20 protein-coding genes are annotated in these 20,510 nt (G+C 70.1%); 4 read left to right on the top strand and 16 right to left on the bottom strand.

What is annotated here, in order from left to right; translation table 11 throughout:
- The 5 genes from tsaB to ACZ6DL_RS24730 form a co-directional block, all read right to left on the bottom strand.
- Entirely contained in the window at positions 1-717 is a 717-nt protein-coding gene (gene tsaB / locus ACZ6DL_RS24750) for a tRNA (adenosine(37)-N6)-threonylcarbamoyltransferase complex dimerization subunit type 1 TsaB (RefSeq protein WP_040864963.1), read from the bottom strand.
- Positions 718-772: 55 nt separating this feature from the next.
- A complete protein-coding gene (gene tsaE / locus ACZ6DL_RS24745; RefSeq protein WP_062973217.1) occupies positions 773-1,225 on the bottom strand; it encodes a tRNA (adenosine(37)-N6)-threonylcarbamoyltransferase complex ATPase subunit type 1 TsaE in 453 nt (150 codons plus the stop codon).
- Positions 1,218-2,282 carry an alpha/beta fold hydrolase gene (locus tag ACZ6DL_RS24740; RefSeq protein ID WP_466054545.1) on the bottom strand — a complete coding sequence of 355 codons (1,065 nt, stop codon included), beginning with the start codon at positions 2,280-2,282 and terminating at the stop codon, positions 1,218-1,220. The genes tsaE and ACZ6DL_RS24740 overlap by 8 nt, the downstream gene beginning before the upstream one ends.
- An 11-nt stretch (positions 2,283-2,293) precedes the next feature.
- Positions 2,294-3,409 carry an alanine racemase gene (alr, locus tag ACZ6DL_RS24735; RefSeq protein ID WP_466054543.1) on the bottom strand — a complete coding sequence of 372 codons (1,116 nt, stop codon included), beginning with the start codon at positions 3,407-3,409 and terminating at the stop codon, positions 2,294-2,296.
- Between the two features lie 255 nt (positions 3,410-3,664).
- Positions 3,665-5,110 carry an NAD(P)H-hydrate dehydratase gene (locus tag ACZ6DL_RS24730; RefSeq protein WP_466054541.1) on the bottom strand — a complete coding sequence of 482 codons (1,446 nt, stop codon included), beginning with the start codon at positions 5,108-5,110 and terminating at the stop codon, positions 3,665-3,667.
- 42 nt (positions 5,111-5,152) lie between these two features.
- Here ACZ6DL_RS24730 and ACZ6DL_RS24725 point away from each other — a divergent pair, with 42 nt between their 5' ends.
- Positions 5,153-5,584: a cupredoxin domain-containing protein gene (locus ACZ6DL_RS24725; RefSeq protein ID WP_466054539.1), complete on the top strand. Its 432-nt coding sequence runs from the start codon at positions 5,153-5,155 to the stop codon at positions 5,582-5,584.
- A 69-nt stretch (positions 5,585-5,653) separates the two neighbouring features.
- Here ACZ6DL_RS24725 and ACZ6DL_RS24720 read toward each other — a convergent pair whose 3' ends face one another.
- Positions 5,654-6,145 carry a MarR family winged helix-turn-helix transcriptional regulator gene (locus ACZ6DL_RS24720; protein WP_466054537.1) on the bottom strand — a complete coding sequence of 164 codons (492 nt, stop codon included), beginning with the start codon at positions 6,143-6,145 and terminating at the stop codon, positions 5,654-5,656.
- A gap of 141 nt (positions 6,146-6,286) precedes the next feature.
- Here ACZ6DL_RS24720 and ACZ6DL_RS24715 point away from each other — a divergent pair, with 141 nt between their 5' ends.
- The gene (locus ACZ6DL_RS24715) at positions 6,287-7,474 is read left to right on the top strand and encodes an MFS transporter (protein WP_466054535.1); all 1,188 of its coding nucleotides are present in this window, start codon (positions 6,287-6,289) and stop codon (positions 7,472-7,474) included.
- Positions 7,475-7,523: 49 nt separating this feature from the next.
- Here ACZ6DL_RS24715 and glmS read toward each other — a convergent pair whose 3' ends face one another.
- Entirely contained in the window at positions 7,524-9,407 is a 1,884-nt protein-coding gene (gene glmS / locus ACZ6DL_RS24710; RefSeq protein WP_466054533.1) for a glutamine--fructose-6-phosphate transaminase (isomerizing), read from the bottom strand.
- A 36-nt stretch (positions 9,408-9,443) separates the two neighbouring features.
- Between glmS and ACZ6DL_RS24705 the strand changes: the two genes are divergently transcribed.
- Positions 9,444-10,304: a poly(ethylene terephthalate) hydrolase family protein gene (locus ACZ6DL_RS24705; RefSeq protein WP_466054531.1), complete on the top strand. Its 861-nt coding sequence runs from the start codon at positions 9,444-9,446 to the stop codon at positions 10,302-10,304.
- Positions 10,305-10,332: 28 nt separating this feature from the next.
- Here the strand turns inward: ACZ6DL_RS24705 and ACZ6DL_RS24700 are convergent, their stop codons facing one another.
- From ACZ6DL_RS24700 to ACZ6DL_RS24680, 5 genes are all read right to left on the bottom strand, one after another.
- Entirely contained in the window at positions 10,333-10,683 is a 351-nt protein-coding gene (locus tag ACZ6DL_RS24700; protein WP_466054529.1) for a hypothetical protein, read from the bottom strand.
- A gap of 47 nt (positions 10,684-10,730) precedes the next feature.
- Positions 10,731-12,563, bottom strand: coding sequence for a hypothetical protein (locus tag ACZ6DL_RS24695; protein ID WP_466054527.1), 1,833 nt, complete (start codon positions 12,561-12,563; stop codon positions 10,731-10,733).
- A gap of 58 nt (positions 12,564-12,621) precedes the next feature.
- Positions 12,622-12,933 carry a hypothetical protein gene (locus ACZ6DL_RS24690; protein ID WP_466054525.1) on the bottom strand — a complete coding sequence of 104 codons (312 nt, stop codon included), beginning with the start codon at positions 12,931-12,933 and terminating at the stop codon, positions 12,622-12,624.
- Between the two features lie 127 nt (positions 12,934-13,060).
- A complete protein-coding gene (locus tag ACZ6DL_RS24685; protein WP_063051496.1) occupies positions 13,061-13,369 on the bottom strand; it encodes a DUF6802 family protein in 309 nt (102 codons plus the stop codon).
- A 95-nt stretch (positions 13,370-13,464) separates the two neighbouring features.
- Positions 13,465-13,656, bottom strand: a complete 192-nt coding sequence (locus tag ACZ6DL_RS24680) for a PspC domain-containing protein (RefSeq protein ID WP_040864950.1) — start codon at positions 13,654-13,656, stop codon at positions 13,465-13,467.
- 147 nt (positions 13,657-13,803) lie between these two features.
- Between ACZ6DL_RS24680 and ACZ6DL_RS24675 the strand changes: the two genes are divergently transcribed.
- A complete protein-coding gene (locus ACZ6DL_RS24675; RefSeq protein WP_466054523.1) occupies positions 13,804-15,459 on the top strand; it encodes an ABC-F family ATP-binding cassette domain-containing protein in 1,656 nt (551 codons plus the stop codon).
- A 580-nt stretch (positions 15,460-16,039) separates the two neighbouring features.
- On the opposite strand, the gene glmM is transcribed toward ACZ6DL_RS24675, so the two are convergent.
- The 4 genes from glmM to ACZ6DL_RS24655 all read right to left on the bottom strand — a co-directional run bounded on the left by glmM (position 16,040) and on the right by ACZ6DL_RS24655 (position 20,412).
- Positions 16,040-17,416 (bottom strand): phosphoglucosamine mutase, encoded by a 1,377-nt coding sequence (gene glmM / locus ACZ6DL_RS24670; protein WP_357124335.1) that lies wholly within the window; start codon positions 17,414-17,416, stop codon positions 16,040-16,042.
- 215 nt (positions 17,417-17,631) lie between these two features.
- A complete protein-coding gene (gene rpsI / locus ACZ6DL_RS24665; RefSeq protein WP_062973192.1) occupies positions 17,632-18,141 on the bottom strand; it encodes a 30S ribosomal protein S9 in 510 nt (169 codons plus the stop codon).
- Positions 18,138-18,581 (bottom strand): 50S ribosomal protein L13, encoded by a 444-nt coding sequence (gene rplM, locus ACZ6DL_RS24660; RefSeq protein ID WP_040864934.1) that lies wholly within the window; start codon positions 18,579-18,581, stop codon positions 18,138-18,140. Before rplM ends, rpsI begins: the two co-directional genes overlap by 4 nt.
- A gap of 175 nt (positions 18,582-18,756) precedes the next feature.
- Positions 18,757-20,412, bottom strand: coding sequence for a hypothetical protein (locus ACZ6DL_RS24655; RefSeq protein ID WP_466054520.1), 1,656 nt, complete (start codon positions 20,410-20,412; stop codon positions 18,757-18,759).
- Positions 20,413-20,510: the final 98 nt, after the last annotated feature.

Genomic DNA, 20,510 nt, shown 5'->3' with positions numbered 1-20,510 from the left:
TCACGCTCCCGTCCGGTCGAGTCGGCGGTAGGCGTTCTCGACCGCGTCCGGCCTGCGCAGGTACAGCGGAACCAGCGGCTCCGGCACGCTGCGCGACAGCAGCTCGGGGGCGGCCACGCGCACCAAACCGGCGGGCGAGGGCGTTTCGGCGGGGAGCACAGGAAGGTCGAAGAAGTCGACGTGCGAGGCGGATCCGGCGATCGCCGTGGCCTGACCCTCGTCCAATTCCGAGGGCTTGCACACCTCGGGTCCGGCCACTCGCGCGCCCTCCCGGTACCGCGCCCAGTACACCTCGCGCCGCCGCGCGTCGGTCACCACGAGCAGTTCGGCCTCGGGCGGGAGCTCGACCGGGGGTGGCACGGCGGGGTCGACGGCCGCGTCGGCGGCGATCGCGTCGAGGCTGCACACGCCGTACACCGGGATGCCGAGCGCGTCACCGAACGCGGCCGCGGTGGCCATGCCGACGCGCAGGCCGGTGAACGGACCCGGCCCGACGCCGACGACGATCGCGTCGATGTCGGTCCTGGAACGACCTGCCTCGGTGAGGCATTCGAGGATCTGCGGGGTGAGCACCTCGGCATGGGCGCGGGGGTCGACCCGCACCCGGTAGGCGATGGTGCGCGCCCGGACGGGGTCCGCCGCGCCGGCGCCCTGCTCCAGGTCCACCAGTCCCGCTGTGACGGCGGGTGTCGCGGTGTCGACGGCTAGTACAAGCATGATTGGGCCAACGATACCGGGTGGTAGGAGGCACCGACGCAGAGCTACCTGAGAGCTAACCCACCCATTCCCAGATGGCGGTGCGCACATCCGAATCCGGCTCGCGCGACAGCAGCACGCGCAGGTGCCGCTCCGCCAGGTGCTCCACCACGCCGCGGCCCCACTCCACGACGACCACCGCCTGATGCAGATCGGTGTCCAGGTCCAGGGCGTCCAGCTCGTCCAGGTCGCCGCCGAGGCGGTAGGCGTCCACATGCACCAGGGGCACCGACGGTCCGTCCTCGCGCTGCCCGGCGCGGTGCTGGCGGGCGATGATGAACGTCGGCGAGCTGACCCGGCCCTGCACGCCGAGCCCCGCGGCGATGCCACGGGTGAGCGCGGTCTTGCCCGCGCCGAGCGGACCGTCGAGCACCACCAGATCACCGGCGCGCAGATCCGCGGCCAGTTCCCGGCCGAGCGCCTCGGTGTCGGCGACGGTGGGCAGGATTCGTTGCCGTGGTTCAGCCACCGGCCACCTCCGAGCCCGACGGGTCGACCGCGCCCGCGCGCACCAGCAATCGATCCAGCGCGGCGGTGACGATGTCCGGGTACTGCATATGCGGCATGTGCGCCGCGCCTTCCAGCCGGATGAGCTCGCTGACGGGCAGCGCCGCGGCCAGCGCACGCGAATTGCGGAACGGGATCACCAGGTCGCGCCCGCCGCCGAGCACCAGGGCCGGTATGCCCGCCAGCGCGGGTAGCGCCGCCGACTCGTCGTGCAGCTCGATCGCCTGGAGGAACTTCACGATGGTCTCCATCGGCGTCTGGTCGATCATCAGCGTCGTGAAGCGCGACAGCGTGGGGCTCACCGGGCCGTGGAACGAGCTGACGTGCAGGATCGGGGTGATCACGTGCCGGGCGGTGACGCGGCCCGCCTGCACCAGGGCGGGCGCGGTGTGCACGGCCAGCCGGAACCCGTCGATCGCGGGATTGTGCAACAGCTGCCCGACACCCGCCGCGGTCACACCGGCGGCCGTGGTCGACAGCAGTGCGATCCCGATCACTCTGGCCGCGAACAGCTCCGGGAATCGCGCGGCCGCGGCCAGGATCGCCATCCCACCCAGCGAATGGCCGACCAGTACCACCGGACCGGCCGGAGCGGTGGCGCGCAGGACCGCGGCGAGATCACAGCCGAGCTGGGCGACGGTACAGCTCGCGGCGCTCGGCACGCCGGAACGACCGTGTCCGCGCAGATCGAACAGCACCATGCGAATGCGTGCGCCCCACCGCTTTTCCAGGTCACGCCGCTGAAAGTGGAATGACGCCATGCTGTTGCAGAAGCCGTGCACGAAGATCACCGTCACCGGCGCGTCGTCGGGGCCGCAGGTCCGCGTGGCCAGGGGCACACCATCGTCGGCGAGCACCGTTCCGGCGCGGTCGGCATCGATCAGCCCGAAATTCTCGTCGCGGTAGTCGTCGCCCCGGGCGGGCCACAGCACCCGCGCACCGGCGCGCCGAAGGGCATGGGCGCCGGCCAGCGCACCGACGACACCCACCGTGGCCAGCCCGCCGCGCAGCGGGGTCATCCGGAAGCGGCTCACCGTACGGCACCGGTGTAGCGGCGGGTGACCCTGCCGCGCGGCGAGCACACCACTTCGTAGTGGATGGTGCCGAGCAGATCCGCCCAGTCCTGGGCATGCGGTCGCGCACCGAAGAGGATCGCGGTATCGCCTTCCTGGACGCCCGCCGCGTTGTCGCCGAGGTCGACGACGAACTGGTCCATGCACACCCGCCCCACGTTCCTGCGCGGTGCCCCGCCCAGCCAGACGTCGAATCGTCCGCTCAACGGGCGGAACACGCCGTCGGCGTAACCGGCGGGAATCAGCGCGACGGTGGTGTCGTGCGGCGCGATCCATTGGTGCCCGTAGGAGACCCCTTCGCCTGCGGCCACCCGCTTGACCAGGACGACCCGGGCCTGGAACGTCATCGCGGGTCGCAGGCCGAAATCGTCGTCCGGAATCGGGGAAAGGCCGTACATGGCGATGCCGGGCCGGACCAGGTCGAAGGCCAGGTCCGGTCGGGTGAGGGTGGCGGCGGAGTTGGCGATGTGCACCAGCTCCGGCTCCAGGCCGTGCTCCTTGGCGGTGGCGATCGCGTCCAGGAACCGGGCGCGTTGCACGTCGTTGTTGGGGTGCCCGGGTTCGTCGGCGTGCGCGAGATGGGAGAAGATCGCGCGGAAGCGCACCGCCTGCTCGTCGACCAGCGCGCGCAGCGCGGTCAGGACCTCCGGGTATTCGGCCGGCGACACACCGTTGCGGTTCAGGCCGGTGTCCACCTTCAGCGTCACCGTCGCCGGACGGCCGGTGCCGCGGACCGCGGCCTCGACCGCGCGCAGATGGGCCTGCGAGGACACCCCGATCTCGACGTCGGCGGCCACCGCGGCCGCGAAGTCGGTGTCCGCGCTGTGCAGCCAGCACAGGATGGGCGCGGTGATACCGGCCGCACGCAACTGCACCGCCTCGGCCACCGTCGTCACACCCAGTTCCGTCGCGCCCGCGGCCAGCGCGGCCCGGCCGACCTCGACCGCGCCGTGGTTGTAGCCGTCGGCCTTCACCACTGCCATCACCGCCGCGTCGCCCGCGTGTTCGCGCAGGATGCGCACGTTGTGGGCGATGGCGTCCAGGTCGATGACCGTTTCCACTTGCGCGTTCACGGCAGTCCGTTCCGCCTCTCCGGGGATTCAGGCCGTACCAGTCGGGTGGTACAGGATTGCGTTCAGGTCCCGCGTCCGGTGCCACCTGGGTTTTGGGCGTCCCCGGCGAGTTACCCATGTGCTCTCGAGATCAGTCGTTGCGTTGGTCCCGGTCGAGTCTATGGGCGCGCTCGGTTCCGGTTCCACTCGGTTGACGTGCCGGTCGCCCCTGTGATCGTCGCCATGAATGACACCGATCACCGACGAAGGCGCGGCTCAGGAGGAGTGGGCGAGGCCGCGCAGGACGCCGATCGCGGGACGGACGTGCGCGGCCAGGACGCTTGCCGAGATGGGGGTTCCGGCGGGCGCGTGCTCGTGGGCGGCCAGGTTCGCGGCCAACGCGTGTACTCGGGCTGCCGCGGCGGCCGACCAGGAGGGGTCTCGGCCTGCCGCCAACAGCGTCCCGATGATGCCCGAGAGCACGTCGCCCGCGCCCGCTGTGGCCGCCCACGAGCCGCCCGCTTCGTTGACCAGCACGGGACGGCCCGGGGCGCCGACCAGCGTGGCGCGACCCTTCAACAGCACCGTGACCTGCCAGGAATCGGCGAGTCCGCGCACCGCGCCGACGCGGTCCGGGCCGACCTCGTTCCCGGTGAGGCGGGCGAACTCGCCCGCGTGCGGGGTCAGGACGGTGGGGGCCGCGCGATCGCGCACCAGTTCCGGCGCGGCGGCCAGCAGGGTCAGTCCGTCGGCGTCGATCACCACCGGAAGATCGGTGGCCAGGATCTCGCGAAGGCGTTGCCCGGCGTCGTCGTCGGTGCCCGCGCCGGGACCGAAGACCCAGGACTGGACGCGACCGGTGGCGGCGAGCTGCTGGGTGGTGATCACTTCGGGAAAATGGTGCAACACCTCGGCCGCCGCGGTTCCCGCATACCGCACCATGCCCGACGTCGCGGCGACGGCAGCACCCGCGCACAGCACCGCGGCGCCCGGATACGTCGCGCTGCCCGCGCAGACACCGGTCACGCCTTGCGTGTACTTGTCGTCGGCCGGGCCGGGCACCGGCCACGCGGCGCCGATCGAAGCGGGTTCCAGTGCGACGAGACCCGCTTCCGGAAGACGTAAGCCGATAGGAATCAATTCGATTCGGCCACACTGCGGCGCGGCGAGGGCGTGCACCGGTTTGTACGCGCCGAAGGCGACCGTGACGTCGGCGCGGACGGCGGGGCCGTCGATCGCCCCGGTATCCGGGGCGACGCCGCTGGGCAGGTCGGCCGCGACGATCGGAGCCTTCAGCGACGCAACGATTTCCGCGGCACGCGGCCGCAACGAGCCGCGACCTGAAATGCCGACGATCCCGTCGATCACCAGATCCGGATCGCCGGTGTCGTCGGCCACTCGACCACCGGCTTTGCGCAGCGCCGCAAGCCCTTCGCGGTGCACCCGATCCGGATCGAGCAGGACCGCGGTGACGGCGACACCGCGACGGCGCAACTGCGCTCCGGCCCAGAGCGCGTCGCCGCCGTTGTCGCCGGATCCGACCAGCAGGGTCACCGCCCGTCCCGCGACACCGCCGGTACGCTCCCGCAGCTCCCCCGCCACCACCGTGGCCAGGCCGTGCGCCGCGCGGCGCATGGGCACGCCCTCGGGCACCCGGGTGAACAGCTCGGCCTCCGCCGCGCGCACCTCGTCTACGGTGAAATAGCCCCGCTGCGCGGACATCGCCGCTCCCTCCGTCGGTGTGGCCTACTACGCTTGGCCATCATGCCAAGCGTTCGCCGCCGCAACGGGACCGTCCGCGTCGTCACGGGAGTCGCCCTGGCCGGCGCGCTGCTGCTGTCCGGCTGCGGCGGCGACGAATCCGGTTCGGCCGCCACCACCACGAGGAAACCGGCTCGGCCGGCCACCACCACCGCTCAGCAGACCGGTGAGCGCAAGCCCGCCGCCGCCACCGTCGCGGTGGACGACATGAAATTCTCCCCCGCCGAGGTCACCGTCAAGGTCGGCGACACGGTCACCTGGAAATTCGGCGACAAGCTGCCGCACACCGTGCAGGGCATCGGTGACAAGGCGATGGGCATCAACAGCCCGATCATCGACAAAGGCGAGTGGAGCTACACCTTCACAGCGCCCGGTAGCTACCGCTACCTCTGCTCGCTGCACCCGGAGATGCGCGGGACCATCACCGTCGAATAACCCGCGGAAGCCCACCGGAGCAACCGATTCGGACGCCGGTCGGCGTCCGAGCCGAATAATCGCCTCCGCTCACACCGGGCGGTAGTCCCGGGGCCGGGCCCCGCGGGCGGAACTGGTGTTCAGCGCCTCGACCGCGGCCACCAGCGGCGCGAGTTCCGGGTTGGCGGCCGCTTGACCGAGAGCGCCCGCGAGAGCGGCGTCGTGCGTGGGCCGGGCCTGCTCGAGTAGGTCCAGACCCGCCGCGGTCACGTCGGTGTAGATGCCGCGGCGGTCGTCCGGGCAGAGGTACCGCTGGAGCAGGCCGCGATCCTCGAGCCGCGAGACCAGCCGGGTGGTGGCGCTCTGGCTCAGCACCACGGCTTCGGCGACCTGGTTCATCCGTAGGTGCCCGCCCGGCCCGTCATGCTGGCGGCTCAGGACGACCAGCAGTGAGTATTCGCGAACGCTCAGGTCATGGCCGGATTGCAGGGCCCGCTCGATGTGCGCCTCGATCCGGTCGTGCAGCAGCGAGAGTGCGTACCAACCATCGGCGAGGCCGGTCAGAGCGGCATCCGCGGTCATCGGCGTTTCCTTCGGCGTCGGGGGATCAGGCCTCCAGGATAGTCAGACTTCACAATAGCCCGCGCTTGCAATTAAAGCGCGTCTGCAATTATTGTCGACGCCTGTAAGGATCTGACGCAACATTATGTGGAGGCTCCCCTCATGCCCCTCGCCCTTCTCGCCCTGACCCTCGGGGCATTCGGCATCGGGACGACGGAATTCGTCGTCGTCGGCCTGCTGCCCGACATCGCCGACACCTATGCGGTGTCTATCCCCACCGCGGGCCTGCTGGTCACCGGATACGCGCTCGGTGTCGTGGCGGGTGCGCCGCTGATGACCGGCCTCGGCACCCGGGTTTCGCGCAAACGCATGCTGCTCGGCATGCTCACGCTGCTCGTGCTCGGCAACATCGTGTCCGCCGCCGCACCGACTTTCGCGCTGATGCTCACCGGGCGGATCGTGGCCTCGCTCGCCCACGGCGCGTTCTTCGGAATCGGCGCGGTGGTCGCCGGAACCCTGGTCAGCGCCGACCGGCGCGCCGGCGCCATCGCGATCATGTTCACCGGGCTCACCGTCGCCACCGTGGTCGGTGTGCCGCTGGGCACGCTGCTCGGACAGCATTTCGGCTGGCGGCTGACCTTCTTGTTCGTCGCGCTGATCGGGCTGATCGGCTTACTGGGCGTCGCGGCGCTGGTGCCGCAACAGCCCGCCGCCGCGAACGCCCGGCTACGCACCGAACTGGCGGTGTTCCGCAATCCCCAGGTGCTGCTGGCGATGGCGATGACGGTGCTCGGCTTCGGCGGAGTGTTCGCCGCGATCACCTACCTGGCGCCCATGATGACCGAGGTGACCGGTTACGCGGAGAGCTCGGTCACCTGGCTGCTCGTGCTGTTCGGCCTGGGCTTCTTCGCGGGCAATCTGATCGGCGGCAGGTTCGCCGACCGTCACCTGATGCCGATGCTGTACATCACCCTCGGTGGACTCGCGATCGTTCTCGCGCTGTTCACCGTCACCGCCCACGACAAGGTCGCCGCCGCCGTCACGGTCGTGCTGATCGGCGCCCTCGGATTCGCGACCGTCCCGCCGCTGCAGAAGCGCGTCCTCGACCAAGCGGCGGGCGCGCCCACCCTGGCCTCCGCGGTCAACATCGGCGCGTTCAATCTCGGCAACGCGGTGTCGGCCTGGCTCGGTGGCGTGGTGATCGCCGCGGGCCTCGGCTACACCGCCCCCAACTGGGTCGGCGTCGGGTTGGTCCTGGTCGCGCTGGTTCTCGCGGTCATGTCCGGATACCTCGAGCGCCGCGCTGCGCCCACCGTCCCGGAGGAACCCTTGGTCGCCGTGCGGGCATAGCCGAGACGGCGAGCAGTGGCCGCGCACTCGACAGTGCGCGGCCACCGAGCTATTCCACGGTGACGGACTTGGCCAAGTTACGTGGCTTGTCGACGTCGTAGCCGCGCGCCTGCGCCACCTCGGCGGCGAAGATCTGCAGCGGGACCGTCGACAACAGCGGCTGGAACAGCGTCGGCGCGCTGGGGATCTCGATGAGATCGTCGGCGAACGGGCGCACCGTGTCGTCGCCTTCCTCCGCGATCACGATGGTGCGCGCGCCGCGCGCCTGGATCTCCCGGATGTTGCTCAGCAGCTTCGAGTGCAGCACCGCGCGCCCCTTCGGCGACGGCATCACCACGATCACCGGGAGGCCGTCCTCGATCAGCGCGATCGGGCCGTGCTTGAGCTCACCCGCCGCGAATCCCTCGGCGTGCATGTAGGCCAGCTCTTTGAGCTTGAGCGCGCCCTCCAATGCCACCGGGTAGCCGACGTGACGTCCCAGGAACAGCACGGTCGGCACCTGGGCCAGTTCCCGCGCGATGGTCCGCACCTGCGGCGCGGTCTCCAGCACGCGTTCCACCAGCTTCGGCATCGCCTCGAGTTCGGCGAACTCGCGGGCCACCTCGTCCGGGTACTTGGTGCCGCGCGCCTGCGCCAAGGCCAGCCCGACCAGGTAGTTCGCGGTCACCTGGGCCAGGAACGCCTTGGTGGAGGCGACACCGATCTCCGGCCCGGCCCTGGTGTAGAGGACCGCGTCGGACTCGCGGGGAATCTGCGCGCCGTTCGTATTGCAGATCGCGAGGACGCGGGCCTTCTGCTCTTTCGCGTGGCGCACCGCCTCCAGCGTGTCGGCGGTCTCGCCGGACTGGGAGATCGCCACCACCAGCGTCGAGCGGTCCAGCACCGGATCGCGGTAGCGGAACTCGCTGGCCAGCTCGACCTCGACGGGCAGTCGAGTCCAATGCTCGATGGCGTACTTCGCCAGCAGGCCGGAGTGATAGGCGCTGCCGCAGGCGACGACGAACACCTTGTCGAAATCGCGCAGCTCCTGGTCGGCGAGGCGCTGCTCGTCCAGCACGATCCGGCCCCCGCCGTCGCGATCGGTGCTGAAGTGGCCCATCAGGGTGTCCGCGACCGCGGCGGGCTGCTCCTCGATCTCCTTGAGCATGAAGTAGTCGTGGCCGCCCTTCTCGGCGGCCGCCAGGTCCCAGTCGATCGTGAACGGGCGGGTGCGCGCACGCGCGTCCTCGCCCGCGAAATCGGTGACCCGGTAGCTGTCGACGGTGATCACGACGGCTTGGTCCTGGCCGAGCTCGACCGCTTCGCGGGTGTGCTCGATGAACGCCGTGACGTCGGAGGCGATGAACATCTCGCCCTTGCCGACGCCAACCACCAGCGGCGTGGAGCGGCGCGCGGCCACGATCGTGTCCGGGTGGTCGGCGTGCGTGAAGACCAGGGTGAACGCGCCCTCCAGTCGGCGCAGCACCGACAGCGCGCTGGCCGCGAAATCACCGGCGGTCGGGCCGTCGGCGTACGCGCGGGCCACCAGGTGCACGGCGACCTCGGTGTCGGTGTCGCTGTGCAGCTCGACCCCGGCTTCCTCCAGCTCGCGCCGCAGCGGAGCGAAGTTCTCGATGATGCCGTTGTGCACCACGGCGACCTTGCCGCTGTCGTCCCGGTGCGGGTGCGCGTTGCGGTCGGTCGGCGCGCCGTGCGTGGCCCAGCGGGTGTGCCCGATACCCGTGGTGCCCACGAAACGATCGATGCCGGTTTCGGAGAGCTGGGCCTCCAGATTCGCCAGGCGACCGGCCTTGCGTTCCACCGCCAGCGCGCCCGCGCCGTCCAGGATCGCCACACCCGCGGAGTCGTAACCGCGATATTCCATGCGGCGCAACGCGTCAACGACGACGCCGAGCGCGTCTCGGTACCCGACGTACCCCACGATTCCGCACATGGCTCACCACACTACTTATCGGATAACGTTCACGTCGTGTCGGCGTCTGTGAAATCGCTAATGAGCACCCTGACCAGCCGCGGCCCGCACCGCGTGTTGCGTGGCAATCTGGCCGTCGCCGGCCAGCCGGGGGTGGTGTTCACCCCCGAGGCGGGGCGGAATCTACCTGCCGTCGCGTTCGGGCACGGCTGGCTGACCGGGGTCGCCCACTACCGCACCCTGCTCGAACACCTCGCTTCCTGGGGGATCGTGGCGGCCGCCCCCGACACCGAGCGCGGGCCGATTCCGTCACATCTGGGGCTGGCCGCCGATTTGCTCACCACGCTCGACATCTGCACCGGCGTGCGGCTCGGCGACGGCGAGATCAGCGTGCATCCGGAGCGCCTTGCCCTGGCCGGGCACGGCATGGGCGCGGGCGCCGCCGTCATCGCCGCGGGGCGGCGCGACGTCGCCACCGTCGTGGCGCTGTTCCCCGCGCCGACGGCGCCCGCCGCCGAAGCCGTCGCGCCCGAACTGGACATTCCGGCGTTGATCCTGGCCGGCGCGACCGACATCACCTCGGTGAGTTCCAACGCCATCCCGCTGGCCACCGCTTGGGGCGGCCCCGCGATCCTGCGCGCCATCGACAAGGCCTCGCACAACGGCCTCATCGAGGGAAGGCGCGTGCTCGCCGCCGTGGGCGCGGGCAAGCACGAAGCGAAGACCGCCCGCACCACCCGCGCCCTGCTGGCCGGTTACCTGCTCACCACGCTCGCAGGCGACAAGACCTATCGCGCCTTCGCTGACCTCGAAGAGGTCATCCCGCACACCACAGTCGTCGACCCCGATGCGCCGCAAGAGGAAGAAGCGGCACCGAAGCTCAAGGTCGGCCAGCTCGCCGCCCTGCTGCGCCGGTAGCAGGGCCCACGGTCGCCGGAGTACCTGGTCAGATCAGCCAGCTCTTGCGCCTGTAGAACGCGGCTTCCTCGTCCTCCTCGTCGACCGGAGTCACCATCTGACCGGCCCGGCGGGCGGCCATCGATCGTGCGATGGCCGCGCGCTGCTCCCGTGCCTCGTCTTGCAGCCGTTGCCGCGCCTCCGCCTCGGCGGCGGCCTCGCCCAGCTCGGCGGCGTGCGTCGTCCAGAACTCGTCCATGTCGGCGGTCAGGCGATCGGCGAGTTCTCGGCCGGTCGCCGCGGTCTGCTCGTTGATCGCCTGGATCTCGTCGAGCAGCAGCGACATGCGGCGCTGGTTCTCGGCGGCGAGTTGCCTCGCTTCCTCGGCGTAGTTCACCATGCTGCGCCTCCTCGCTCATCGGGTGTGCGGATTCGGCCCGGCCGGGCTCACAACGGGCCCGCCTCGGCGAAATCCGCGTCCAGCGGCCCGGCTTCGGCGAGTTCCGCACCGGTGTCCACCGGCGCGTCCGGTTCCGGCATCGGCTTCGGATAGTGTTCGCCGTCCTCCTCGCGCCGAGTGCCCGGTGGGGTTCCGCTCGGCACACCGAGCCGACTGTCGTCGGTTTCCGGCGCCGGGGCCGAGTCGGGCGCATTCTCTTTCTCCTGAGCCTCCGGCGCAGGAGAATCCTCTTGCTTCTGGTTCTCCGGCGTCGGGGCACCCGCGTCCTGATCGGCCTCGGGCGCAGGAGCATCCGGTGCCGAGGGCTGCGCGTTCTCCGGCTCGGTTGCGGAGATGACCGGTATGCCTTGCTCGTTCAGCTCGACGGTGAACTCCTGTTCCTTGCCGGTGACATCGGACAGGAGAAGCCGCAACTGACCGTCCGGGCCCATCTCGAACTTCACATGCTTTCCGCCGATATCGAACTCCGCCTCGGGCCCGGAGTTCTCGTTTCTCTCTTCGTCTTTCTCGCCGTCGGCTTCGGCGGTCTGCGGATCGACGCTGTGCATAAGCTTTTCGATCGCGTCGTCTACCCCGCTTTCGATGAGGCCACCCAGGGCTGACAGTCCCTGGTTCACGGCCTGGCCGAGACCGGTTGCCAATGGGGACAACTCCTGGGCCACCTGGCTTAGTGCGGCAAGTCCGTCCAGCGACGGCAACTTGGGCGCGGGCGTAACCGGAGTGCCGGGCGTTACGGGGGTGCTGGGCGTAACGGGGGTGCTGGGCGTAACCGGGGTGCTCGGCGTGACGGGGGCGCTGGGCGTAACCGGGGCGCTCGGCGTGGCCGGTATGGCCGACGCGGGGACATCACTAGGTATGGTGCTCGCCGGGACCGTGGCCGCGGGCGTGCCGGGCGGCCCGGGAGCATTCGTTTCCTGCGGCTTGTCCTGGTTGGCCGGTGTTTCCGGCTGTGGATTCGTCGGACCTTCCGGCCGAGGGTAGGCCCGTTCGGTGACCTGCGCCAACGCGTCGGTCAGGTTCTTGTACTGGTCCTTGAACAGGCGATCGACCTCGGCGCAGACGTCGACGTAGGACGCCAATTTCCGATCGAAGTCCGGTTTGAAGGTCTTGGTCAGCCACTCGTCGGTGACGCTGCGCACCCGATCGCCGTAGGCGCCGGTGAGCAGATTCCTGCTGTCGGAGTTGATGAAACCGAGCACGCTTTTGTTGATCTTGTCCTCCGGCACGGCGAGTGCCGGGAATATGCGGCCGAGGTCGCGCACCTGCTCGGCGTCGATCCATTCCCGCGCATTGTGTACCTCGACGATGACTTTCACGTCGTCCGGAGTCTTACCGTCGATCTTCACCACTTTGCCGCCGCCAACCGGGCCCTCCAGCAGCTCCCGGGTGGCGAACGCCTTCGCGGCCACCGCCGAGCGCAGCGAACTCGCCATATCGGCGATCACCGTCATGGCCGCCCGGGCATGCTGCCGGTCCTCGTCGGCCAGGACCGACTGTTTGCCGAGCATGTCGAGCGCGGCGGCGGCAGCGGTTCCCTGCCACAACTCGGGCAGTCGACGGGCGTAACCCTGCTGCGCGTCCCATTGCCGATCGACCTCGGCCAGAGCGACTTTCAGCGCCTCGCCCGCCTGCTCCAGCTTCTCCAACCGCATGCCGCGTTGCTCGTCGTACATCGCCAGCAGCTTGCCCAGGTCGCCACGCCCGCCGTTGCCGCCGAACGCCGCCTCGTACAGCGGCATGAACTCGATCCAGTACCGCAGCCCCGAGCTGCCCTCGTCCAAGAGGGCGTCGATCGCCTTGCCCTGCCAGGAAACCGTCATGATCCCGACTCCTCGAATGTGTGGTGTCGCCGGTGCGAAGACGTGTCATTCGGCGGTCTCATGTGTTGTTCGTCTCGGAGGCACGCTGCTGGTCGGTCTCGGCGTAGGCCACCACAGCGGCCCCGAGCGCGTCAGCGGTGGCGGTGGTGGCGTCGCTCCAGTTCCGCAGCCACGCGCCGATCCGTTCCAGTCCTTGCTGCACCGCGATGCCCTGCGGCGCATAGTTCCGGCCCGCCTCGTCGCCGGTGCCGAACCGGTGATCGGCGACTCGCTTCGCCTGGTCGCGGACCGCGTCCGCCGATCTCCGATAATCACTGCCCAGCGCACCGAGCTCACCCGTCCGGACGCCGACCATTTCCGACCCGCCCACGAATCCCCTCCGTCCTCGTAGTGTCCTTGCGCCGGTGCGAATCTCGTTCGCACCGAGTCCCGCCGTACTTCCTTCGACGCAACACGCAGACACTCGGTTCCCCCGAATTCCGCTTTCGCGGAGATGGTCAGCTGCCGATTCTGCCCCGGTCGGTGCGAACCCACTCGGAGGTGCCGTCCGGGTGGCGGTGGAATTCCCATGCGGCGTAGTCGCCGTCCTTCTCCACCACGGTGACGTGGTCGGCGAAGCCGTCGTGGTCGTAATCGGTCCAGACCTGCATCGCCTCGTCACCGGTCGTGGTGATGGTGTCGAGACTGCCGTCGCCATCAATGTCCTGGGTCGGATGCTGCAATTCGATGGCGCCCAGTCCGCCGAGCGACGAGGACGCGTCGATGCCGGGTATATCCAGACCGGGGAATTCGCTCGAGGTGATCATGATTCCTCCTCAGCAGGACTCGTTCGGTGGCGCGTGCCGCACAAGCGGCATCGTTCCATCCTGACACCCCCGCGCGCTCGACGCAGCCCCCTGGGTCACTTCTTCGGCATCAGCAGCCACAGCACCAGGTAGAGGATGAACTGCGGGCCGGGCAGCAGGCACGACACCACGAACAGCAGCCGGACGACGTTGGCGTTCCAGCCGAGGTACTCGGCGATGCCGCCGCAGACGCCTGCGATCCACTTGTCGTGGGCGGAGCGGGTGAAACGGCGGGTGGGGGCGGTCATTGGTCTTCCCTCTCGTGCGGTGATCGCTACGACCTCCACTGTGCCCGCCACCGCGGGCCCCGCCATCGGCCCCGCGGCCGATTCCCACCCTGATTTCTCCCGGGGCCGACCTCAGGGTGCGACCCCGAGCACGGCAGACTCGTGCTGGTGAGCACCACTCTGCATGCCCGCGGCCTGTCGGCCGGTCACGGCGAGCGCACGCTGTTCGCCGACCTCGATCTGACCCTCGCGCCGGGCGACGTGATCGGGCTGGTCGGCGTGAACGGCGCGGGCAAGTCGACGCTGCTGCGCATGCTCGCCGACCGGCGCGCGCCGACCGGCAGCATCACGCTCAGTCCCCCGGACGCGACGGTCGGTTACCTGGCCCAGGAGGCGCAGCGGATCCCCGGCGAGACCGTCCTGGAATTCCTCGCCCGCCGAACCGGAGTCGGCGAGGCACAGCGGGTGATGGACGCCGCGGCCGAGCGCCTCGCCGACGGCGGGCCGGACGAGTACTCCCCCGCGCTGGAACGCTGGCTTGCCCTCGGCGGAGCCGACCTGGACCAGCGCGCCCACGAGGTCGCCGCGGATCTCGGTCTCGCCGAAAGCCTGCCCGGCGGCCTGGACACGCCGATGACCGGGCTGTCCGGTGGCCAGGCGGCACGCGCCGGCCTGGCCTCGGTGCTGCTGTCGCGCTTCGACATCCTGCTGCTGGACGAGCCGACCAACGACCTGGACCTGGACGGCCTGACCCGGCTGGAGCAGTTCGTCGGGGGCGTGCGGGTCCCGCTGATGGTGATCAGTCACGACCGCGAGTTCCTGGCGCGCACCGTGAATCGCGTCGTCGAGCTGGATCTCGCCCAGCAGCAGGTCGGGTTGTACGACGGCGGTTACGAGTCGTATCTGATGGAGCGCGAGATCGCCCGGCAGCACGCGCGCGAGGCCTACGAGGAGTACGCCGACACCAAAGCGGGCTTGGAGTCCCGCGCGCAGATGCAGCGCAACTGGCTCGAGCACGGCGTCCGCAACGCGCGCCGCAAGGCGCGCGACCCCAGGAAGATGGACTCGGACAAGGCGGGCCGCAAGATGCGGGCCGAATCCACCGAGAAACAGGCCGCCAAAGCCAGGCAGACCCAGCGCCGCATCGAACGACTCGATGTGGTGGAGGAACCGCGCAAGGAGTGGGACCTGCGCATGAGCATCGCCGCCGCCCCGCGCAGCGGCTCGGTGGTCGCGACGCTGTCCGGGGCGAAGGTCACCCGCGGCGACTTCACGCTGGGCCCGATCACCACCCAGGTCGACTGGGCGGATCGCATCGTTCTCACCGGGGCGAACGGCTCCGGGAAGTCCACCTTGCTGGCGCTGTTGCTGGGAAAGCTCCGGCCGGACAGCGGGACCGCGAGCCTGGGCTCCGGCGTCGAGATCGGCGAGGTGGACCAAGCGCGTGGGCTGTTCCGCGGAACCACCGCGCTGGCGGACACATTCGGCACCGAGCTGCCGGATCTGCCGGAGGCGGAGGCACGCACGCTGCTGGCGAAATTCGGCCTGCGCGGCCCGCACGTGCTGCGCCCGTGCGACACCCTCTCCCCCGGCGAACGCACCCGCGCCGCTCTCGCCCTGCTCCAAGCCCGCGGGGTGAACCTGCTCGTGCTGGACGAGCCGACCAACCACCTGGACCTCCCCGCCATCGAACAGCTGGAGCAGGCCGTCGAATCCTTCACCGGCACACTGATACTCGTCACCCACGACCGCCGCATGCTGGACACCGTCCGCGCGACCCGCCGCTGGCACATGACCGCGGGCACGCTCACCGAGACGGTCTGACCACGAGCTCACATCGGCGCGACGCAACATCCATCGACCCACCGAACCGCGCCGGGCATCGGCTTGTACGACGACCACACCGGCTCGACCACAGGTTTCGAGCGAGCGAAACAATCAGGCGCCGTTCACGGCCCGGCACGCGACCGCCGCGTCCGCGACTGATCACCGATCTACAGCAAGACCACCGACCACCGCGAGCCGCGTGCACGATGCCCGAAGCTCACGCCCCCACTGGGCCATCACACCCCAACTCCCGGTTCCGAGCGCAGCGAAACCGAGCATGCGCCGTTCGCAGCCCAGCTCGCGTTCGCGCGACCGCCACGTCCGCCACTGAGCGCCGGTCATCAGGACGACCACCGACCACTACGAGCCGTGTGCACGATGTCCAGAGTCCGCGCCCCGACGCGCCCAGCCGAACTTCTACTCCCGGTTTCGAGCGCAGCGAGACCGAGCATGCGCCGTTCGCGGCCCGGCTCGCGTTCGCGCGACCGCCGCGTACGCGACGAAGGAGCAAGCGGCGGTCGCGCGAACGCGAACCATAAGGGGGCCGCGAACACGCGGCGACGAAGTCGCGGCCAAACTACACAGCCGCAACCCGCTTGGCGAGGTCGTCGGCGAGCTGGCGTGCTTGGCCGGGGTCGGTGGCCTCCACCATCACGCGCACCAGTTCCTCGGTGCCGCTGGGGCGCAGCAGTACTCGCCCGGAGTCGCCCAACACGCGCTCCGCTTCCAGCACCGCTTCCCGGATCTCGGGTGCGCGAGCGACCACGGATTTGTCGCTGACCGGCACGTTCACCAGGATCTGCGGCACGGTCTGCAGCACGCTCGCCAGGTCGGCCAGGGTGCGCTGGGATTGCGCCATCCGCGCCATCAGGCGCAGGCCGGTGAGGATGCCGTCGCCGGTGGTGCCGTATCGGGGGAACACCACGTGCCCCGACTGCTCGCCGCCCAGGGTGAAACCGCCGCGCCGCAATTCCTCGAGCACATAACGGTCGCCGACGGCGGTGGTGCGCACGGTGATTCCGGCCGCGCGCATGGCGATGTGCAGCCCGAGGTTGCTCATCACGGTGGCGACCAGGGTGTTCTCGGCCAGCTCGCCCGCGTCGTGCATGGCCAGGGCGAGGATCGCCAGGATCGCGTCGCCGTCGACCACATTGCCGTAGGCGTCGACGGCCAGGCAGCGGTCGGCGTCGCCGTCGTGCGCGAGACCGAGATCGGCGCCGTGCTCCACCACCGCGGCCCGCACCTGGTCGAGATGGGTCGAGCCGCAGCCGTCGTTGATGTTCAGCCCGTCGGGCTCGGCGTTGATGGCGATCACCGTCGCCCCGGCCTCGCGGTAGGCGGCGGGTCCGACTTCCGCGGCGGCGCCGTGCGCGCAGTCGACCACCACGGTCAGTCCGGACAGGTCCTGGCCGGTCGCCTCCACCAGGTGTTCCACGTAGCGTTCGTGGGTGCCCGCGAGGCTGTACTGGTCCGGGATGCTGAGCCCTTGATCACGCGCGCCCGCCGCGTTGCGCACCCGCCCGATGCCCGCGCCGGTCGGACGGAACGGCGTCTGCGCGGCCATCAGCGCCTCGATCCGGTCCTCGATCGCGTCATCGAGTTTGTGCCCGCCCGCGGCGAAGATCTTGATCCCGTTGTCGGGCATGGGGTTGTGCGAGGCGGAGATCATCACGCCGAGGCACGCGTCGTACAAACCGGTGAGGTAGGCGACGGCCGGCGTCGGCAGCACCCCCACCGCGAGCACGTCCACGCCCGCCGCGGTCAGACCCGCGGTCACGGCGGCCTCGAGCATTTCCCCGCTGGCCCGCGGATCACGGCCGACCACCGCGAGCGCCCGCATCTTGCCCCGGCTCAGGATCTGCGCGGCCGCGCCGGAAACGCGCAGCGCCAGTTCCGGACTCAGTGACTCGTTGGCAAGCCCGCGGACTCCGTCGGTGCCGAACAACCGTCCCATACCTCGCCCCTCATTGATGATCTGTGGCGTAGGCGTAGACCTGGGAGGCACCGGCCTGTGCACCACGAAGGCCCCGCGAACGCCGCGTGTTCATACAGCGCGAGAGCAGGCGACCAGCTGTTCGCTGGGAGCCTGCTCTCGTACAGCTGCCGCGACGACCGTACCGCGTCCGGCACCGCGGGGGCGCCGGACGCGGAAGATCGACGATGCCGATATCAGCGCTTCGAGTACTGCGGCGCCTTACGCGCCTTCTTCAGACCGTACTTCTTGCGCTCGGTGGCACGCGGGTCACGGGTCAGGAAGCCGGCCCGCTTGAGGGCGGGACGATCCTCGGGGGTGACCTCGATCAGCGCGCGGGCGATGGCCAGCCGCAGAGCGCCTGCCTGGCCGGACGGGCCGCCGCCGACCAGGCGGGCGTGCACGTCGAAGGACTCGGTGCGCTCGACGGTCACCAGCGGCGACTTGACCAGCTGCTGGTGCACCTTGTTCGGGAAGTAGTCCTCGATGGTGCGGCCGTTGAGCACGAAGTTGCCGGAGCCGGGGAGCAGGCGCACGCGCACGACGGCCTCCTTGCGGCGGCCGACGGTCTGCACCGGGCGGTCGATCACGACCGGAGCGTAGGACGCCGAGTCCTCGGAGTCCTCGTAGCCCGCGCCGTCCTCGACAGCTTCGGCAGCGTCGAATTCCTCGACGAAGTCCTCGTTGAATTCCTCGGGAGCGGTCACTGGGCCACCTGCTTGATCTCGAACGGAATGGGCTGCTGGGCGGCATGCGGGTGCGTCGGGCCCGCGTAGACCTTCAGCTTGCCCGCGATCGCGTTGCCGAGCTTGTTCTTCGGGATCATGCCCTTGACGGCCTTCTCCACGAGCCGATCGGGACGCGTCTCCAACACCTGACCTACGGTCCGCGACTTGAGGCCGCCCGGGTGCCCGGAGTGGTGGTGGATCAGCTTGTCCTGCCGCTTGTTGCCACTGATGGCAACCTTGTCGGCGTTGATGATGATGACGAAATCGCCACCATCGACGTGCGGGGCGTAGGTCGGCTTCGTCTTGCCACGCAGCAGATTCGCTGCCTGGACGGCGAGACGGCCGAGCACTACGTCAGTGGCGTCGATGACGTACCACTTACGGGTCACGTCACCCGCCTTGGGGCTGTACGTAGGCACAGTGCTTCCCTGTCTGTCGTCGGTGTTGCCAGCCCAGCGTGTGGTCGAGGTGTTCCCGGCGGCCGGTGGAGACCCGGGACTCGGCGGACGTTCGGGCGATTCATCAGGAGTCGACCGGACGTTCCACACGCCGACGAGCCACGATACCAGTGGGGTATCGCGGGAGGAAATCGCCTCAGGTCTCGATCGGCGGGCCGAAGTCCATGGCGCCGGGCGGTCCGGGGATCAGGTAGCGCAGGGTGTCGACGTCGGGCCGTCCGCACTCGGCGGTGCTTTCCCGCACTTCCCGCTGGTCCCCGCGAGCGTTGGTGACCCCCGGTCGCGGCTTGGTGATCGCGTAGGGGGCGGGCGCGCAGGCGACCGGATCGGCCGCGGCCGTCTTCTCCGACACGACCGAACCCGTGTCCAGGACGACCGACTCCGCGGTCAGCTCCACCCGATGATTCCCGGAAGGAAGCGCGACCACGGCCAGCGCCACCGCACCGACCACGGTATTGGCCCCGAACAGGTTGCCTTTCATCTTGTTCCACAGCTTGCCCTTGCGGTGCCGGTCCTCGTCGTCGGACTCGGCGCCCTGGTCGGGCCATGGCCCCTGGCCGCCGTGGTACTGCGACTGCTCCGGTGCGCCCGGATAGGGCGGCCGTGGGCCGAGGGGCGCCACCGGCCCCCCGGGGGGCGGCCCCGTGAGCCTGCCGCCTGCCTGCTGATCCTCGGACGCGCTCGGCGGCCGGGTGAAACGGCTGCCCAGCTCGGCGAGGTTCGGCGGGAGACCGCGCGGCGCTTCGTCGGGTCCGATCCTGGTCGTCGCCTCGTCGGGCTGGGTCGGATATCCGGGCCCGTACTGGACGCCGGGCACCGGCCTGCTCGACCGCTGTCCCGTGTCCGCCGGTTGGGGCGGGGCCGTGGCCTTCGACGGGTACTCGACGGGGCGCTGCGGAGCGGGCGCGGGTTCGGCGTGGCCGCTCGCCGTTTCCGGCTCACCCGCCTCCGTATCGCTCACCAGCAGGTGCGCCGCGCCGAGGACGAGCGCGTGCATCGGATGGTCGGCCACCTGCAGTCGGTGCCCGAGATGGTTCTGGAAGGCCAGCCGCAGCGCGTCGTTGAAGCGCACATTGCCCGACAGCAGCACCGTCGAGGTGTCCGCGCCGATCGAACGTGCCGCCGCCATCACCTCGATCACGACGTCGTCCGCCGAGCGGGCGTCGCGCATGGCCTCCGCGTCCACCGGAACGTCGACCGATTCGGTGGGCTGCTCGTCGTCGCCGTGCACCGCCACCACCAGCATGCTGCGGCCGTCGGAGTACACGCCCGTCGCGCCGATGCCGTTCGGCCTGGACCGGTCGGGCGGGTGCACCAGTCCGAGCGCGCGAACGTAGCCGGACAGCGCGACGCTCTCCGGCAACGGCTCGACGACGACGTCGAGCTGTTCCACCATCGAGGCGTAGACCTCGATCTTCTCGTCCGGCCAGCTGTCCGGGAAAGGCAACGCCACCAGGTCCGGTTTACCGCGCAAGTGCTTGCCGATCTCCGCGAGCGGGTTGTACATGCGCGCGCGGAAGACCAACTCGGCGGGCCAGGTGGCGCCCGCGACCACGATCTGCGGATGTCCGAGGATGTCGCGCACATCGGCGATCGCCATCCCGAGATCGGGCCTGTTGCGTTCCACGCCCGCCGTGTGCAACCGGCCCGACGAATCCGCCAGCAGATATGCCGGCGGCGTCCACATACCTTCCACTTGCACCGGGCGGATGGGAACGCCACCACCACCCGCGGCCACGGACACCACATCCCAGCCGAGATGCACTGCCCCTACTCGCACCGTCACAGGCATAAGTGTGCCCGGTTCGCGGCCGAGATGCTCGTCGGTGCCGTCCGATGCCGTCCGGCGCCGCTTTCGCGTACCGGGGCGCTCGCGTCGCGTTCGAACCG

This window comes from Nocardia sp. NPDC041819, assembly GCF_055590505.1.
This window is presented reverse-complemented; position numbering and strand designations above follow the sequence as displayed.